The following is a 17359-nucleotide window of genomic DNA, read 5'->3' as shown; positions in this document are numbered from 1 at the left end:
CACCTATGACGAGCTGTGGAGAGCCCTCGGCTCCGTCTGCGATCTGTTTTCGCCACAAGAGTGCCGAAACTTCTTCAAAGCAGCTCAATGTGTTGCATGATTAGCGCCCGACGCTCTAACGCTGGCTGCGCTCACACCGAAACGCTCGGCAGCCTCTCTATGCGATGCGCCGCCATCAACGGCGGCAACTACACGTATGCGAAGATCAACGGAAAGGGCTCGCGACATATCTGCCGACCTCCATCGGCAGATAGTTTGAATCAGAAAACAGCTGATTTGCAAAGCCATCCGATTCAATCAGTCAGGGAAACGCTCTAAACCAGTGACTAGGTCGGTTCTCGATGTTTTCCCGCTACCTTCGGCGAACAAGCACGACCCGTCATTTAATGACAGTAGGTCAAACAATGAACAGGCGCGCGTCTTATATCCTAGCAGCACTAGTAACTATCTTTTTTCACAGTTCAGCGAATTCGGCGACTAACGACCCCCTTCCTTGGAATCAAGTAGCGGACAAAAACGTCTACCCAGTATCGTCTGGAGCGGTCTGGGCTGAATACAATGGAGGTCGTGACTGCATTCGATATTTTGCCGCAGGCGCTATCGCGTCCGCTCCGGTTACCCTTATATTTCTAGGTGGGGATCGTCACCTTGATGCCGCATTAGATATAAAAGATATTCCGAATAATACTGTTGCCAAACAACAGGCAATCGCTGATCGCGTCATGAGACGGACCAGACTCCCTGTCATCATCATCGCACGGCCCGGAACCTACGGCTCAAGCGGGAACCATTTTCATACCAGACGGATAGCCGAGTTCCAGGCAATTGATGCGACCCTTAATGAACTTAAAAATAAGTTCCATCTCAAGCGGTTCGTGATTTTGGGGCACAGTGGCGGAGCCACAGCCGGCGCAGCGCTTCTCACGATGGGTCGCCGCGATATCTCCTGTGCGGTGCTGACTTCAGGAGCGTTTTCTCTGGTGGAGCGCGACCAATTTCTGGACAAGAAGAAAGGTAGAGTGCCGCGCGATAAATCCGACCAAAGATACGCAAAACTATATGATCCCCTAAATCATGTAGCTGGAATTGAACCTGACCAAAGCAGGGACATCCTGCTCATTGGCAACGAAAGAGACAATATCACGCCTTTTGCGTTTCAACGGAAATTTGCAAGCAGCGTTCGACGTGCGGGCCATCGTGTTAAACTCATCAATCACGATGCCTTTGCGCCAGCATTTCATAATCTGAAATCGCAGATTGGTTTGACCAAAGCTGCCGAATGCGCGCGACGTATTTAACCCAACTTGTGATATTGGTCGGAGACATGACTGCAGCCGACCCGCTTTGTTCAAACATTAATATGTAAACACTTGCCAGACGGACGCCATCCAGACATTATAGTGCCCATCGCCATAATATGCCGCCCATAAGGGCCGTCACTAACCTTCAGTTATATCTCTAGGAGGCTATGATGAAAAAGTTTTTTGCCAGTTTATCGCTTATAACGCTCCTTGTTATAGCGCAACCAGTCTATGCATTTGAGTGCATAGGTGTTCAGACATTGGATGACTTTGGGAAATGCATGAGTGCATGTCCTTCATTTGTTGAATACTGGGTATGCTTTTAATCATTAAAGCATTTCCAGTAAAAAGTGCGAAGCGGTTTCGCGTAGGATAATGCGTAAAACCAAATAGTTACAGCGGTTCCAACGATTCAGTCTTAACTGGAACGGTTCTGATGGGGTTGTCTTGTCTTATGACTTTCCAGGCCGTTTGGTCCAGTAAGAGATATCCGATCCGGGATGGCCTTCCCGGATCGGACGGAAGGGGATGGATCAAAGTTGTCTAGGTCGTTGAGGACCGTCGATTAGTGTGATTACCCCTTTCTTTTTCATCAGGCCTGAACGGAAACCGGGGCTTTGGGGCCCGGACGGGCAGTGTAACCTTAACCTGTGTCCGAACGTAGTTCGGTCTATGATGCAGTTATTACACTGATTTGAGGCATGTGATTACGCGCCACATGGCGGCGGCGGCCTGACGTAGTTCGCGGTGGTCGGCTGAGGTGAAGCGGTCGCGGGGAAAGTAGTGGAGATTGTAGATCGGGTCGTGGACAGATGCGCAGCGTTGCAAATGTCGTGCTGACTTAAAACGCTTCAAGACCCGCTCTCGTCGTCTTATCGGTTGATGAGAATTCTCTGCCCGATTGTTCAAACCTTTATGCTGACGATGGTCACAAACAGTGAGGCCGATCTCCCGGTTGGCAGCGCCATAAGAACCCAGTTTATCCGTGACCATGACGCGGGGTGCAGCGCCCTGACCTGATAGTAGTTTGCGGATGAAACGCCTGGCAGCCCTGGTATCACGCCGTTTCTGGACCAATACCTCAAGCACAAACCCATCCTGATCAACGGCGCGCCACAGAAAATGGCGTTCGCCGTTGATTGTTACGACGACCTCATCCAGATGCCATTTGTCGCCAAGGCGTGGTGTAAGGCGACGGATCGAATTGGCATATTGCCGTCCGAACTTTTCAGCCCATTCGCGTACCGTCTTGTGGGTAACGATAATCCCTCGATAAGCCAGCATGTCTTCAACCATGCGAAAGCTCAAGAGAAAGCGAAAATACAGCCACACCGCTTCGGCGATGATCTCAGGTGGAAAACGATGGCGGTGATAAAGCGAGGCACGAGGTTCGATCATGACCTCTTATCACCGCGTCAGTTTACGCCAAAGTTAACATTACACTGCCGTGCTGGGTTGCTCCCAAGGGCCTCGGAACCTTTCCGATCCGCTTCCCCTCACCAGAATCTCCCGGTGACGATGGTTGGCATGTTGACGTAAGTTTTGGAACCGACAATCCAGATTTCATGGAGTGGCGGGCCAACGTGAAGACTAGCGGACGCGCATTGTTGATGCTGTTCTTGTTTTCGGATGTTGGCCCCGACGATGCGCCGACAAAGATACGGAAAGGCTCGCATGCCATCATTGCACGGGAACTGCTGCCTTATGGCACGACCGGCGCAACTCTCCGACAATTGTCGGCCAATGGTTATGCTTCAACAGAAAATTGCGAGGTGGGGATGGCTGTGGGTACGGCAGCCACGGCCTATCTATGCCACCCGTTCTTGGTCCATGCCGCACAACTTCACAGGGGGCAGCGGCCACGCTTCATGGCGCAACCTCCACTCTTGCCGAAAGGCGAGTTCGATCCGACCCTGCCTCCCTCTCCGGTTCAGATTGCCATCCGTCAGGTATGCGGGTTGACGTTTTAATCATATGATTTCGGGACCATATGAACAGTCCAGAAGTCTCAAGGTGTTCGTCGTGGAAATCCTGACATTCTGACGGAAATGAATTGAACTGAAATCACGCATATCATCCAGATATCGCCAACAGCATAGCGCCGTATCATCCTGAACGGGCATTACACCTTCAAAAACGATGGCAAAACAAGCGTCATCGATGACCTCGTAGAAGGGCTTGAATTGGGATGACGGAATTTTCTGGGGTTCCAGCTTACATCCCCTATGTCATAGTTTATCAGGAGCAATGGGCGGCAGGCATCAAACAGAATGGCTTCAATACGATATTTAATATGCAGTTTGGAGTATAATACAATTAGATGTATTTTTTAATTTGACATTAAATATAAACTTTAAGAATAATGTTTTATAATTTTAAATTAGAGATACGGGATATATACTGTGAAGAACGTGTTTTGTATTGTTACGGCTGTTCTGATCTTTATCTTTACATCAGTTGCAACCCACTCACAGGAAAATATGGCCGAGACAATCAAAGTCGGAGTTTATGTCAGCCCGCCATTTGTTGTTAAAACTGATAATGCCTTCTCAGGCATGGCTATAGATCTCTGGGCTGACATATCTCAGCGCATTGGTAAAAAATCTGAATTCATTGAGTATCAAAACTATAGTGATCTTATCAATGCGGTTGCTGCAAGTCAGGTAGAGGCGGGGGTTACCAATTTAACGATCACTGAAGGCCGAGCGCAACTGGTTGATTTTACGCATCCGTGGTTTGATGCAGGGCTGCGCGTGATGATTCATAAGGAAGCCGAGAATGCACTTTCAGATATCTGGCATGGGTTAGCAAATGCAGGGCATCTTGCAACTTATGCATGGATTGCCTTTGTCATTCTGCTTTTCACGATTATTTTAACACTGTTTGATCGCCGTTTTGATATAAATTTTCCAAATCGCTGGCGCGAAGGTTTTGCTGAGAGTTTTTATAACATAATGTCGATTGCTACCTCTGGTAAAACCAGTCGTAAAAATCTGTTTGGCTGGATCGGGCGCATTTGGCAGGCATTCTGGATGGTGTGTGGCATTGCAATTATTGCTTATGTTACGTCCTCAGTCACAAGCGTTATGACTGTCGCTCATATTAACCGTAATATAGAAAACGTAGCTGACTTGCAGGATAAATCGGTTGGTGTAAGAGCAGGAAGTGTTGCTGAATCTTATTTGCGATCACGCTCTATCGCGACTGTACCGTTTAATCATTTGACTGAGGCGGTGGCGGCGCTGCTGAATGATGACGTATCCGCCATAGTTGCTGATGCGCCGGTGCTTGAATATTACACCCATACCAATCCGAGAGAACCGCTTGAAGTTGTGGGTAACATTTTCAGTCCTGACAAATATGGCTTTGCTTTTCCACCTAAAAGTCCACTGGTAAAACCTGCGACTATAGCGATCATCAGCGCTCATGAGACGGAAGAACTTGCCAAGCTGAAAAGCAAATATTTTGGTTATAAATCATAGAATATTTTTATGATTATCTCGTAAATTGGTTTAGCGCGCAAGGACACTATGCCTCAGGATCACCGGAGGCACATCGCAGGGGGGCACTATCCGAGCAGATCATCGCGACGCTTGATGAAACCATTCTCGGTCGCAATAAATTTCTAGAGCGTTTTCATTAAAGTCGGCATCCTTTCTGTCCCCCCATTTTTTGTACGAGTACCCTTTTCTGGAATTTCGTGATTTAATCTTAGAAGAAGGGAGATTTTATCATGAACAAGCAGGGTGCTTATTCCATGGATTTACGTGAGCGGATTGGATCAGAGCGATAGCGGGTGGGCAATCTTGTCGGTCTGTGGGACGCCATTTTGGTGTGAGTGCGAGCACGGCCATTCGTTTGGGTGGCGCAGTGTGCAAAGGAAAAAGTATTGCAACCAACGGTAGATCTGCAGAAGGCCTTGCCTAGCCCAGTCGGTCAGCAAATCTTCTGCATCATCGGTGGCGGCTTTGTCGGGGTTTCGACGTTGTTGCGGTTGGCTGCTCTGGCCGACATTCGCCCCACTTGATGACAGAGAAGGACGGATCTCCGTCCTCTTCTCTCCCTTTATACGCCATCGACACGCGGCAAGCCTGCACCGGCCGCGTGATCGATAATATAAAGCCATCGCCCGTCCGCCTGCTTGCGGATCACTTCCGCAGCGCTACCCGACGCAACGATGATTCCATCAGCTGCCCTCAGTTCCCAATCGGCCCGAAGCAGCGCGAGATCGCCATGTATCACGCAAAAATTGTTACGCGATGTCATATTGGGGGCGATTCCGGCTGAGGGCGGAAAACCACTATACCGAAATATCGATGAATTTTCAGTAAGATACAAAGCACACCGCTTCTGCTCTATTGTGTCCCATTTCGACAAGAGGCTGTTTGGGACATCTATCACGTTAGAAAGCTCAATGGGTTACAGGCTGGAAAATCACACAGGTTCAATTGGGACAGCACAGCAGGCGCTTAACGTAACTTTTCGCCCCCTACCGGAACCGACCCCTTGAAGTTGATCAATCTGGTCGCTGGAAAGGCTAATCTGCCAGGGCTGGCCTTTCGTGCTTTGCCGTCCCTGGATAAGGCCTGGGGCAAGGTAGTGGAAGATAGTTTGTGCCGTCACCCCGATTGCAGCGGCTGCACCCTGTACAGAGTAAGTCCCATCAGGCCAGCGTGGCGGATTGGCGGCAACGCTGTTGATCTTGGCGGTGGGGATTGCCCAACGGTGGCGCAAAAGCCAAACATTCTCATAGGTGAATGGTCTGCCTCGAGCGGTTCGGATACCCGCCTCGTTTAATTGTTTAGCGATTTGTCTGTCCATTTCACCCGCAGCATTGAGGGGTGGCGACAAGAACTGTACGAAATTATACGGCAAGCTAGAACAATCGAAGAACACTCTGGCGCCGGCTATGCCGCACGGGCCAAACTGCTTGACGACCGAAGCGGTCTGAAGCCATTGACAAGAGTCAGCGGTTCATTCCACGAATAAATCCCGGTTAGATTTATATGCTCCCACGCTAACGGGGAGACGTGTTTGAGCACTACATCCGGAATATGCCGGCCTTGTTGTCGCAAGTGCTCGACGGCCCTTTCAAGATAGACCGTATTCCAATGAACGATAGCACTGACGACGAGGTTGAGACCAGAGGCACGGAACGCCTGGCTGTCGAATGAGCGGTCGCGGATTTCACCGCGCTCATGGAAGAAAACGGCGCGTTTGAGCTTGTGCGCTGCTTCACCCTTGTTGAGGCCAGCCTGACAACGTCGGCGGAGACCAGAACTCGAGTACCATTCGATCATGAAGAGGGAGCGCTCGAGGCGACCAAGCTCGCGCAGAGCTTTGGCGAGCTGGCTTGGATTGGGCGAAGCGGCCAATTTCTTGAGGAGTGTCGATGGTGCAACTGATCTTGTGGTGATGGAGGCAGCGAGATGCAGCAATTCATCCCAGTATTCCAGAATGAGATCAATATTGAGGACCGCGCCGATATGCTCCTTGAGCGTGGGATAGGTTTCTGGCTTTTCGAATGTGTGGAATTTCCGTCCTTTCAGATCTCGTAGTCGCGGGGCAAAGCGTTTTCCAATCAGGACGAAGAGGGCAAAGACATGATCACTGGCACCGCCCGTATCAGTGAAGTGCTCTTCGATATTGAGGATTGTTTCATGGTCGAAAAGGCCATCCAGGACGTAGGCAGCCTCGCTTTCTGTTGGGCTGATTGGCAGTATGCTGAAATAACCGTACTGATCGGAGAGATGGCTGTAGAACTTTGTGCCAGGTTCGCTGCCATAATGCAGGTTCACATCCCCGCGTTTCGCAGCGCGGTCGCTGGCCCGAAAGAATTGACCGTCCGATGACGCAGTGGTTCCATCTCCCCATAAGAGCGCATGAGGATGACGGGCGTGCGCGTCAGTGACGCATGCTTGCGCCGCACGGTATGTTTCCGGACGCGCGTGGAACAGGCGCAACCAACTAATTTGATGCGTGCTGATGCCTTTGGATGCAGTTGCCATGCGTTTGGGGCCAAGGTTGGTGGCGTCAGCAAGAGTACCTGCCAGCATGGCTGGAATACTGCGTGGAGGTTCGCCGGTGCGCACATGGGTAAAATGCTCGGCAAAACTGGTCCAGTCGTTAACCTCTTTCAGGAGATCAGGAATTTCGACTAGTGGGTACATACCGGTCAATTCTTCATTCAACTCATCGGCCTCAACAGGCACATCGCTCGCAAGCGGCGTAACAATAAGCTTTCCCTCTTCAAGCCGCACGCCTTCGAGCTTACTGTTCCGGGCACGATGGGCGAGACGCTTGAGGTTGAAATCAAGCATCTGTCGCATTTCTGTGAGGTACGCGACGCCGTCACGTTGCACGCCGAGACCGAGCTTGTCCTGTTGTTTGAGTGCATCGAACGCCGAGCGGGGCATCAGATGTTCGTCGATCGGGCGGAATACGCGGCTGCCTTCGACCCAGATATCGCCTGATCGCAAGCGGTCACGCAGTTCAGCCAAGGTGGCGATTTCATAAAGGCGCCGCCGGTCCGACTTGTCCGCAGTTAATACCAGCTTGCGAACCCGCTCGACGAGGTGAAACATCGGCACCTTGTCGGGCAGTATTCGTTTGCCATCGTCATTTAGGGTTTTGAGTGTCCTTATGGCGGAAAGCAGGGGATCATGTTGTCGTGAGGAGCGGAATGTAAACATGTTCAGGAACAGCACTGCGTATTTGCGTACATTGCCATACCTCTCAGCAACCAGAAAAAGAATATCCGGTTCGGCCTCTTTTACCATTGCTTCAATGACGGACTGTGCCTGCAAGAGCCTGTTCCAGCCAATCTCGCGATCAAGCGTTTCTATGGCATCGGAACCTGTGTCATTCGCTGCCACCAACGCGCGCAATGTATCCCTGAACAACCGAAGTGCCTTGGCTGTTTCCTTTCGTGTGTCCATATGGCGCTGCTTTTGCTTGGCTGTCGCCTGCGAAAACAGCCTGCCGAGCAGTTTGATGAACATGGTCACCGCATCATCGGTGAGTTTTTGGCCTGACTTGATCATCTGCGCGACAATCGTGGCGCGTCTGCGACCTGCGTTGAAATCTGCTGCCAGCCATGCAGGTGTTACATCACCCTCGCGCACTAACTGGTTCCACCGCGCTGAGTGGATCCGGCTTTGCAGGCGTGGATCGATGGCAAGAGAGCGTACAAAAGCCAGCCGTTCCATCAGGCTGACCAGATTATCAGCTCCCGGTGCGTCTGGAGCTGATCGCAGCCAGTTGAACCGGGTCTGTCTGATCATGGGAGCGACCTTGAGAAGGCTGTCAAATTGCTCAAGCTGTTCTGCCGAAAACTCTGACAGTACCTCAGTTTCGGCAAGCCGCCGGGCAATGGACCGTCCGGCGAGGCCAATACGTTCAATGGTATCCTGCGCCGGTAGCAGGACATTGTTTGCACGGAATGCCACAACAACAGCGTCAACGATAGGTAGGCCTTTGTCTGTTTCGGCGGCCGCCTCTATTGCTGCCAGCAATGCAGCACGCCGATCAGCACCTTTCGCCGTTCGCATCTTGAGATAGGCCGAAAGGCTTGCAGTATGCTCAAGCCGAGTGGGTTCACGCCGGGAATAATGATCCAAGTCTTCGCGATCAACCGCGAGTTGCTCGGCAATATACCCTACAACCGATGACGGCAATTGTTCGCCTGGCATCAACGTTCGTCCGGGATACCGCATGAGGCAAAGCTGAACGGCGTATCCGAGTTGATTGTACGAGCGCCTGCGTGTTTCGATTTCCAGCCGATCCTCCGGTGTCAGAGTATAGTGCCGGATCAAACTTTCTTCGTCATCAGGAATACCAAAACCCTTTTCCCACTCTTCCTGCTTGAGAAGTTTGCGCCGGCCCATATATTCACCAATCCAGATCATGAACAATAAAGTTCATCTATCCAGTAGCGTCGAGCAGCAAAACCGCTATCGTAAGACAAGGCTAATCAGAAGTAAAAGTCGGGAATTTTGCGACGTCATTGGAGTTTATGTTGAGCAAGGTCTTTTTCATCACCCACCCCGAAGTCGTGGTCGACGCCAATCGCCCGGTCCCACGCTGGTATCTGTCCGAAAAGGGCATTGAGCGGATGAGGATTTTCGCGGCTTCGGCAGGTATGCACGCTGTCAAATCGGTATGGGCAAGTGATGAAACCAAGGCGATCGAAGCTGCCGGCATTCTCGCGGGTGCGCATGGCCTTCCAATCAACGTGTTACATGATCTGCATGAAAACGACCGCAGCGCGACCGGATTTTTGCCGCCTGCCGAATTTGAGCAGGTTGCCAACCAATTTTTCGAAAGGCCCAACGAATCCGTGCGGGGCTGGGAACGCGCTGCCGACGCTCAGAATAGGGTGCGGTCTGCGTTTGAGGCAATTGTCGCGGCGACCGAGGTCACAGAGGATATTGCCATCGTCGGGCATGGTGGGGTCGGAACATTGTTGCTTTGTCACTTGATCGGCATTCCGATCAATCGCGATTATGACCAACCTTTTCAAGGGCATTTCTGGACCTACGCATTGGAAACGAAAATACTTCTCCACCAATGGCGGCCAATCGCGCCACGATAGAAGCACGCTGCAAAAGCCCGCGCTTCATTTGGTGCAGCAATCGGGAATTTTGCGACTTTGGATTCGGGTTACATGATGACTGCTTTGAGCCGTCCAGACTTAAGCGATATTCATGCTGGCGATTGGGTCGATCGTCGATTGCCGGTCGGGTGGCGGCCCTACGCGAGACTTGCCCGGATCGATCGGCCAGTAGGGATATGGCTCACTCTTTTCCCCTGCTTGGCCGCGCTCATTCAAGCATCGCACGGCCTCCCAGAAACCTGGCTTCTGGCGGTGTTCTGCCTCGGCGCGTTCCTGATGAGAAGCGCCGGATCGACGGTCAACGACATTGCAGATCGCAAATTTGACGGGCATGTAGAGCGCACCCGCTTTCGCCCGTTGGCGAGCGGTCAGCTCCGGCTGCATAGCGCGGTAATATTCCTCGCCGCAGAACTCGCCTTGGCGGCGCTACTCTTGTTCTTCTTGAGTCCGTTCACCCGGCTTATCGCTGTTTGCGTGCTGCCGCTCGTGTTCATCTACCCGCTTTGCAAACGCTTCACCCATTGGCCGCAGGCTGTCTTAGCAGCGGCGTTCAATTGGGGAATGCTGATGGCGTGGGCGCAGGTGTCGGGCACTATCCCGACCGGGGCCGTGGTGATGTGGATCGGCGCTATAGCGTGGCAGATCGGCTATGATACGGTTTATGCCTATGTCGATGTGGCCGACGACACCCGCTTGGGCCTGAAATCGACGGCGATTTTGTTCGGCCGCAGCGGCAAAGCCTGCATTGGACTGTTCTACGCCCTTACCATCGTTTCTTGGGCGGTCGGGGGCTGGCTGCTCGGCATGTCGATGCCCTACGCTGTCGGCATGGTCATCATCGCGGCCCATCTGGCTTGGCAGGCATGGTGTGTTGACCTCGAAAAGCCGGAGTTGAATTTCCGGCTCTTTCTATCGAACATCCTGACCGGGGCACTACTAGCAGGCGCGGCCTTTGCGGGGACTTGGTAAGCTGTAAGTGTGTCGCGGGTTTTGGGATTTTCACGACAGCCAGTTGAGTCTACGCCGGCCAAATCAGAAAGCGGGGCGAAACAGGGGTAGGGCCATATAAATTTTGGCTTATCCTATTTCGAGCCGGGTATTTTGGTTGATTATCATGTTTTTCCGTATAATATGCGGCTATGGATGATATTGACCGAAAAATCATTGATCTGTTGTCTTCAGATGCCCGGCGATCGCTAGCCGATATTGGCGGCAGCGTGGACCTGTCGCCTTCCAGCGTGAACGAGCGCATCCGTCGCTTAACCACCTCGGGTGCCATCCGGCGTTTCACGGTGGACGTGGAACCGGCTGCGATCGGACTGGAAACACTCGTTTTCATATGGGTCGCGTTGCGTGAAGATGCCGATGAGGCGGCCTTTCGCCGCTACGCCGAAACGACACCGGCGATGCTGGAATGCCACCATGTCACGGGCGGCTGGTCCTATCTAATCAAGCTGCGGGTCAGAGCCACGCCGGAAATCGAGGTGTTTCTGGCCGACCTCAAGGCGCGGAAGTTTCTTGGCCGAAGCGAGACGATGATCGCCCTCTCGTCCCCGGTTGCAGGAGCTTTCGTGCTCAAGGATGCCCACTGATGGAGCCGCTGCTCTTTATCAAAAGCCTGTTCCTCGGGCTGGCCATTGCTGCACCGCTCGGACCGATAGGGGCGCTTTGCATCAACCGGACGTTGGAACGGGGATTTGTCGCCGGCGTTGCCGGGGGCCTCGGCACGGCGCTGGCAGATGGGGTCTATGCGGCGCTGGCCGCCTTAGGCTTCGCGGCGTTCTCCAATGTTCTAGGCATGATCGACATGCCGCTTAGACTGGTGGGCGGCGCTTTTATGCTGTGGCTCGGCTGGAAGAGCATGAGACCAAGCCCACCCCGGACAGCGGCGAAGATTTCCGCGCGCGATTTGATCGGCACCACGGCTGCGACTTTTCTGCTGACGATTACGAACCCTATGACGATCCTTTCGTTCGCAGCTCTTTTCGCCGGTCTTGGGCTGGCGTCTGGAACTGGACCCGCCGACGCTATTCTCGTCGTCTCCGGGGTGTTTGTCGGGTCTATGCTGTGGTGGAGCGTCCTCAGTGGTGGAGTTGCACTTGCCCGGCATCGTCTGCCCGAAACCTTTGCTGGATGGGTCTCGCGCCTCTCCGGTGTCGTTCTGATCGCGTTTGGCCTGTGGGCGATAGGCTCGGCCGTTCTCTGAGCCACGATAGCTCGGCAAAGCTATTGTGTTGTCGCGGAAATCCTGAAACCTGTAACAAGTTCGCCGCCCATGGGAATGACAGCTTCCCACCACCCCAAATCCGGCCGTCCGCTCACGACCTCGTTTCGGACGTTGCCTATGCGGTCTGCTTGAGGACCAACTCGTATCATGGTAGCACGCTGACGAAAACAACGGGCCGAACAGATATGGGAACATCAAACGAAGCAGACCGATAAGCCGCAACAGCTCGTGAAGTTGTTGCGGCGTGCCATCCGGTCTGATCACCATCTGCTGGCAGGACGCCGCTTGATCCTCATCAATGCGGAGTTTTTCTTATGCCTGCGGAACGCATGATTTCCCCTGCCGTCTGGCTCTCATTCTTGTTCTTTACATCGTTGGTCCTGTTCACCGACGATTACGTCATAGCCGGCATTTTACCCGAGCTCGCCCGCGATTTGGCCGTCAGCGGCGGTATGGCGGGGCAACTGGTCACCGTCTTCTCCTTGACGGTCGCGATTGCAGCGCCTGTGCAGGCTGTCTTCCTAGCAAGTTTTGACCGCAAACGCCTGATCCTGGCGCTGCTGCTCGTATTCGTATGCGCCAATCTCGTGGCGACGTTCGCAACATCGTTCAGTCTTCTGATGGCGATGCGGATCATCGCAGCGCTTTGTGCGGCGGCGATCACGCCATCATTGTTTGCCGCCGCCGCTTCGATGGCGCCCACCGAGAAGGCCGGGCGCTACGTCGCGGTTATCAGCCTCGGCGTGACCGGGTCGATAGCCTTCGGTGTCCCGTTGGGAACCTGGATCGGCGCAGCCTTTGGCTGGCGATGGACTTTCGGCGTCATGACGATGGGTGGAGTCCTGGCGGCCATCGCAATTTGGATTGCGTTGCCAAGGCCGACGCTTCAACAGAGCTCGGGGTTGAACGCGCTGCTCGCTCCGCTGATATCGCGGCCGTTGCTGTTTGGCTATCTTGCGAATTTCCTGAACATGGCCGCGAGCATGTTGCTTCTGACCTATCTCGCTCCGGTCCTGCTCGGGCTGGGCGACGTCGGTCAGCACCAACGCGGCCTAGTATTTGGGGTGTCCGGATTTGCCGGGATGGCCGGCGTCTGGATGGGTGGCCTCGCAACCGACCGCTGGGGAGCCTTGCAGGCCTTGGGTGCGGGGATGACGGCCTTCGTGCTTGCCATGGTCGGGCTAACAATCTTCTGGGTTCTGCGACCAGTGCCGCTGCCGTATTTGCTTGTGCTGGTCAGTCTATGGGCAGGCTCGGCGTTCTGGAATTCACCCGCCATCGCAGCGAGGATCATGACTCTCGCGGACGGGGCCGCGCAACAGGCGATGGCGCTGAATACAAGCTTCACCTATCTCGGTGTTGCGCTCGGCGGCGTTCTCGGTGGCGTGGCTCTCGATATGGCCGGCGTTGCGTTTCTCGCGCCGACGTCGCTCACCATCGGGATCTTGGCTCTGGTCGTCCTGCGCATGTCGCGCTGAAGGCAATGCCAGAACAGCGACAGGCTCACGGAAAACCGAGGAGCCTGTCGTCGTGTCGGCAATGAGATGATCGTCCTTGGATGGATGTGACGCGCCAGCCTTCCTCACGTGAAGCCGCAAAGCCGCCAGTTCGCTTTCCACCAACCTCGCCGTTCGGCTGTCGCGTAACTCCTAAGTTTTAGAACACTTCACCCGCCCATTGAAATGATTGCGATTTTTCTGTTGCAAAAGTCAGGCGCAAAAGTAAAGTTATGCGAACGATTTTTGCAACGGATATGACATGCTTATTGGATATGCTCGGGTCTCCACCGACGACCAGAACCTTGAACAGCAAAGAGTTGCTCTCACTGAGGTCGGTTGCAAGAAAATCTATGAGGAGAAAGTCTCCGGTGCAAAACGCGATCGGGTACAACTCGAACGCATGCTTGATCAGTTGCGTGATACCGATGTGGTGGTGATCACCCGCTTGGACCGATTAGCGCGCTCAACGCGTGATCTCCTCGACATCGCCGAGAGACTGAACGTACTCGGCGCTGGATTGCGTTCAATCGCTGAGCCATGGGCGGATACAACGTCGCCAGCCGGGCGAATGGTGCTGACTATCTTTGGAGGAATCGCCGAATTTGAACGCGCGCTTATTCACCAACGGACAAGCGCCGGACGATCGATTGCCAAGCAGAAAGGTGTCCGTTTCGGACGGCCACCAGCACTAAAGACCGAGCAAATTGTACTTGGACAGAAGCTCCTAGACGAAGGCAATTCACCCCGTGATGTCGCCAAGGTCCTCAACGTTCACTCCTCAACCATTTACCGTGTGCTTCGCAGCCCGATTTCCAGCCCGGATTGAGCTGCAATCCCAGCTGTTCGCCATCCGTTCTAACTTGCCGTATGATTCCGCACAGTTCTTGTCGCTGCCCCTTTTATCGACAAGGCGATTTGACGCCATTTCGTGATTGCGTGTGTGCGAAGTTGACGATGATCGGCGGCTGTCAGGTGTTTTCTGTGAAGAAGGAAAAGATTGGCGATTGGGCCATGGGTCGAGACGAAACGCTGGCATTGGCGTGCCGACTTGAACCGCATCATGCGTCGTTCCCGTCGTCGGACGGAAAGGTGTGAATTCTCAGCGCGGTTGTTGAGGCCTTTATGTGAACGATGCTCGACGCCCGGCATCAGTTCGGCCTTCGCCGCCGAGTAGGACCGCAGCTTGTCGGTGACCATCACCCGTGGAGTGGTCCCCTGGCCCTTGAGCAGCCTGCGCATCAGCCGCAAGGCTGCACGCTTGCTTCTTCGGTTTTGCAGCAGGGCATCGAGGACATAGCCGTTGCCATCGACAGCCCGCCAGAGCCAGTATTTCTTTCCCCTGATGGAAACCACCATCTCATCAAGATACCATTTGTCGGAGAACTGACCGCGGGACCGCTGACGATGTTGATGGGCGAATTTGAGATCGAACTTCGCCGCCCATTCCGACACAGTCTGGAACGAAACCTCAAAGCCGCGCTGGGCAAGCAGGTCTTCAAAGTCGCGAAAGCTGAGCGGAAACCGATAATAAAGCCACACCGCATGCGCGATGATTTCTGCAGGAAAACGATGGCGTCTAAAGTGAACAGGCTGGGCTTCAGTCATGCTCCTTGAATATCACCGCGCTTAGCAAAAAACTGTTAAGGCGACGCCACCTGTCCACCCCATCACAGCCATCGATCAGCCCTTGCAAATCAAGGCTTTGCAGGCGTGAAATCTATGATGGTTCAATTGGGACACAGACAAACAGCCTTTGAGTGTCATTTCGCCCTCAGCAGGAACCGACCCTGCTTATTGGGTTCCTCCTGCCTGATCTGTCGCTGCAAAAGGTAGTGTCAAATTATGCAAAAAGCAACGACACGCTACCACAGGTTTGGGAGTGTGTTCGCACCACAATAGGCGCATAATATGAGAGCGGGAGGCCCCTCAAAAACAGTTAGGGGATCATCATGAAAACCTACTCACTATTCGTTGTCGTTGCTTTGGCATTAATGAATGCCTCAACAGCTTATGCGGGTTCAAGCAAAGGATTAATGAGCACGTCCACATTACCATCGGCTCAAGCAGCCGAGACAATCTTTCATGTGAAAACGTCTGCGAAGACGAAAGACTATGAGCCAGTAGACTGTAAATATAAAACTTGGGAACAATGCATAGCGGCCTGCGGAGGCAACCTCTGCGCGTGGTGCCGACATAGTGGAAAATACGCGTGCATTCGGCTCAAATGACCTTGTGGGGAGGGTGAAGCGGATGGCAGTCGAATTCTAGGGTGCTCGTTTCCCAAAAAGTGTCATCCTGCATGCGATCTGCTTTTACGTAGGATACCCGGTTTCCTATCGCGAGCTTCAGGAGATTCTGGCTGAGCGCGGCATAATAGTCGACCATGCGACTTTGAACCGATGGGTTGTTCGCTACTCTCCTGAGATTGCCGCACACGCCCAGATCCGCAAACGACCCGTGGCCAACTCGTGGCGCGTTGACGAAACCTATCTCAAGGTACGGGGCAAATGGGTCTACTTATACCGAGCGGTTGACCGTGATGGCCAAACACTCGATTTCATGCTGTCTGAACGCCGTGATCTGGCCGCAGCGCGCAGGTTTTTCAAGATTGGAGAAGCTATCCCAAGTGCATCATGCCGTTGATGAGGCTATCTGATTATGCTGCTTCCTGCAAAAGGGAGGCGAACACTTCAGCGGGTGTCTTGAATCCAAGACACTTGCGCGGGGTTGCGTTGAGATCATGGGCGAGGGCAGTCAACTGCGCCTGGTTGACCTGCGTCAGGTCAGTGTTGCTGGGTAAGTAACGTCGAATGCGCTTGTTGATGTTCTCAATAGCACCTTTTTGCCATGGCGAGTTTGGATCACAAAACCAGCTTCTGGCCCCCATTCCATCCTCCAAAGCCCTATACCCCATAAACTCGGAACCACGATCAAAGGTAAAACTGCGGCGTGCGTGATAAGGCAGTGCAGCAAAGGTCTGAATGATTTTGTTCATGATAGGCTTTGAGTGCCGACTGTTGTTTTTGATGATGACGCAATAACGACTTTTGCGTTCAACAAGCGTCATGACATTGGCTTCTCCAAGGTCTCGTTCAAAGATAATCAAATCACCTTCCCAGTTCCCAAATTGCAGACGATTGCCAATAAAATCAGGGCGTTGATGAATGCGAAACGCTTCTGGAATGCGGGAACTGCGCAATCGTCTGGTACCGCGTGGGCAGCGTTTTGTTCGCATCTCGGCAAGGTGTTCATACAGCTTCAGAGCGTATTCTTCCTTTGAATAGATGAAGCGATAGATTGTTTCGGCACACAGACGTATCGCGCTCAGACCATGGCTAACCAGTCGGCCGCAGATCTGTTCCGGCGACCAATGGGCTTCCAATTGTTCAATGACAAACTTGCGCAGCTCGGGGTAACGTCTGAGCTTGCGCAACCGTGTTCTGCGGTCTTTGCTGATGTTGTCGGCAACAACGCTGTGATAGCCATTATAGTCGGGAATCTCGGTGTCCCGAAAGCTGTTACGCTTGATCTCGCGATAGATTGTTGAGCGATGACGCCCCATCAGTCGCGCTATATCGCCGAGAGGGACTTTAAGCTGTTTAGAGCGTGGGGCGATTATTTTGAATCGTTAAAGAGGGTGATATTTGTTGGCATTTCGCGCTTTTTAGATTGATGATTCATTGGGTCAGGAGGAAAAGCTATGTTCCAGCAAGCTTAT

15 protein-coding genes and 4 pseudogenes are annotated in these 17359 nt (G+C 53.1%); 12 read left to right on the top strand and 7 right to left on the bottom strand.

Translation table 11 applies throughout. The features are described 5' to 3' along the window. Nucleotides 1-117 precede the first annotated feature (117 nt). Nucleotides 118-228, bottom strand: a pseudogene (locus OIV19_RS22755) (IS630 family transposase); the annotation flags it as partial. A gap of 176 nt (nt 229-404) precedes the next feature. Here OIV19_RS22755 and OIV19_RS22750 point away from each other — a divergent pair. Continuing rightward, on the top strand, nt 405-1298 hold the full coding sequence (locus OIV19_RS22750; RefSeq protein WP_264234115.1) for an alpha/beta fold hydrolase domain-containing protein: 894 nt from the start codon (nt 405-407) through the stop codon (nt 1296-1298). Between the two features lie 687 nt (nt 1299-1985). Here OIV19_RS22750 and OIV19_RS22745 read toward each other — a convergent pair. Then, nucleotides 1986-2699, bottom strand: coding sequence for an IS6 family transposase (locus tag OIV19_RS22745; protein WP_264234113.1), 714 nt, complete (start codon nt 2697-2699; stop codon nt 1986-1988). Nucleotides 2700-2752: 53 nt separating this feature from the next. Between OIV19_RS22745 and OIV19_RS22740 the strand changes: the two are divergent. The 4 genes and pseudogenes from OIV19_RS22740 to OIV19_RS22725 all read left to right on the top strand — a co-directional run. Then, a pseudogene (locus OIV19_RS22740) lies at nt 2753-3271 on the top strand (phytanoyl-CoA dioxygenase); the annotation flags it as partial. A 432-nt stretch (nt 3272-3703) separates the two neighbouring features. Next, on the top strand, nt 3704-4783 hold the full coding sequence (locus OIV19_RS22735; RefSeq protein ID WP_264234111.1) for a transporter substrate-binding domain-containing protein: 1080 nt from the start codon (nt 3704-3706) through the stop codon (nt 4781-4783). A gap of 251 nt (nt 4784-5034) precedes the next feature. Further along, nucleotides 5035-5159, top strand: a pseudogene (locus OIV19_RS22730) (IS630 family transposase); the annotation flags it as partial. 31 nt (nt 5160-5190) lie between these two features. Then, nucleotides 5191-5328, top strand: a complete 138-nt coding sequence (locus tag OIV19_RS22725; protein WP_264234109.1) for an FAD-binding oxidoreductase/lyase — start codon at nt 5191-5193, stop codon at nt 5326-5328. Between the two features lie 38 nt (nt 5329-5366). Here OIV19_RS22725 and OIV19_RS22720 read toward each other — a convergent pair whose 3' ends face one another. The 3 genes from OIV19_RS22720 to OIV19_RS22710 form a co-directional block, all read right to left on the bottom strand. Beyond that, entirely contained in the window at nt 5367-5567 is a 201-nt protein-coding gene (locus OIV19_RS22720; protein WP_264234107.1) for an SH3 domain-containing protein, read from the bottom strand. 168 nt (nt 5568-5735) lie between these two features. Continuing rightward, nucleotides 5736-6122 (bottom strand): recombinase family protein, encoded by a 387-nt coding sequence (locus tag OIV19_RS22715; protein ID WP_264234106.1) that lies wholly within the window; start codon nt 6120-6122, stop codon nt 5736-5738. Nucleotides 6123-6208: 86 nt separating this feature from the next. Further along, the gene (locus OIV19_RS22710) at nt 6209-9187 is read right to left on the bottom strand and encodes a Tn3 family transposase (protein ID WP_264234104.1); all 2979 of its coding nucleotides are present in this window, start codon (nt 9185-9187) and stop codon (nt 6209-6211) included. 128 nt (nt 9188-9315) lie between these two features. Between OIV19_RS22710 and OIV19_RS22705 the strand changes: the two genes are divergently transcribed. The 6 genes from OIV19_RS22705 (at nt 9316) to OIV19_RS22680 (ending at nt 14467) form a co-directional block, all read left to right on the top strand. Further along, entirely contained in the window at nt 9316-9894 is a 579-nt protein-coding gene (locus OIV19_RS22705) for a histidine phosphatase family protein (protein ID WP_319637628.1), read from the top strand. A 75-nt stretch (nt 9895-9969) separates the two neighbouring features. Beyond that, nucleotides 9970-10884, top strand: coding sequence for a 4-hydroxybenzoate octaprenyltransferase (gene ubiA, locus OIV19_RS22700; RefSeq protein WP_264234120.1), 915 nt, complete (start codon nt 9970-9972; stop codon nt 10882-10884). A 170-nt stretch (nt 10885-11054) separates the two neighbouring features. Continuing rightward, the gene (locus OIV19_RS22695; protein ID WP_264234102.1) at nt 11055-11507 is read left to right on the top strand and encodes an Lrp/AsnC family transcriptional regulator; all 453 of its coding nucleotides are present in this window, start codon (nt 11055-11057) and stop codon (nt 11505-11507) included. Next, the gene (locus OIV19_RS22690) at nt 11507-12121 is read left to right on the top strand and encodes a LysE family transporter (protein ID WP_264234100.1); all 615 of its coding nucleotides are present in this window, start codon (nt 11507-11509) and stop codon (nt 12119-12121) included. Before OIV19_RS22695 ends, OIV19_RS22690 begins: the two co-directional genes overlap by 1 nt. Before the next feature lie 335 nt (nt 12122-12456). Further along, nucleotides 12457-13620 carry an MFS transporter gene (locus OIV19_RS22685; protein WP_264234098.1) on the top strand — a complete coding sequence of 388 codons (1164 nt, stop codon included), beginning with the start codon at nt 12457-12459 and terminating at the stop codon, nt 13618-13620. Between the two features lie 280 nt (nt 13621-13900). Then, complete coding sequence (locus tag OIV19_RS22680) at nt 13901-14467, top strand: recombinase family protein (RefSeq protein ID WP_264234096.1); 567 nt, start codon at nt 13901-13903, stop codon at nt 14465-14467. A 29-nt stretch (nt 14468-14496) separates the two neighbouring features. Here the strand turns inward: OIV19_RS22680 and OIV19_RS22675 are convergent, their stop codons facing one another. Next, nucleotides 14497-15246 (bottom strand): IS6 family transposase, encoded by a 750-nt coding sequence (locus OIV19_RS22675; RefSeq protein ID WP_264234095.1) that lies wholly within the window; start codon nt 15244-15246, stop codon nt 14497-14499. Between the two features lie 645 nt (nt 15247-15891). Here OIV19_RS22675 and OIV19_RS22670 point away from each other — a divergent pair. After that, nucleotides 15892-16248 (top strand): annotated as a pseudogene (locus OIV19_RS22670) (IS6 family transposase); the annotation flags it as partial. Between the two features lie 49 nt (nt 16249-16297). Here OIV19_RS22670 and OIV19_RS22665 read toward each other — a convergent pair. After that, complete coding sequence (locus OIV19_RS22665) at nt 16298-17260, bottom strand: IS30 family transposase (protein WP_264234117.1); 963 nt, start codon at nt 17258-17260, stop codon at nt 16298-16300. Between the last annotated feature and the right edge of the window lie 99 nt (nt 17261-17359).

This window comes from Brucella sp. HL-2 (assembly GCF_025846885.2).
GTDB lineage: Bacteria > Pseudomonadota > Alphaproteobacteria > Rhizobiales > Rhizobiaceae > Brucella > Brucella quorumnocens.
The sequence above is the reverse complement of the archived record's forward strand: the minus strand, read 5'-3'. Positions and strand labels throughout refer to the sequence as shown.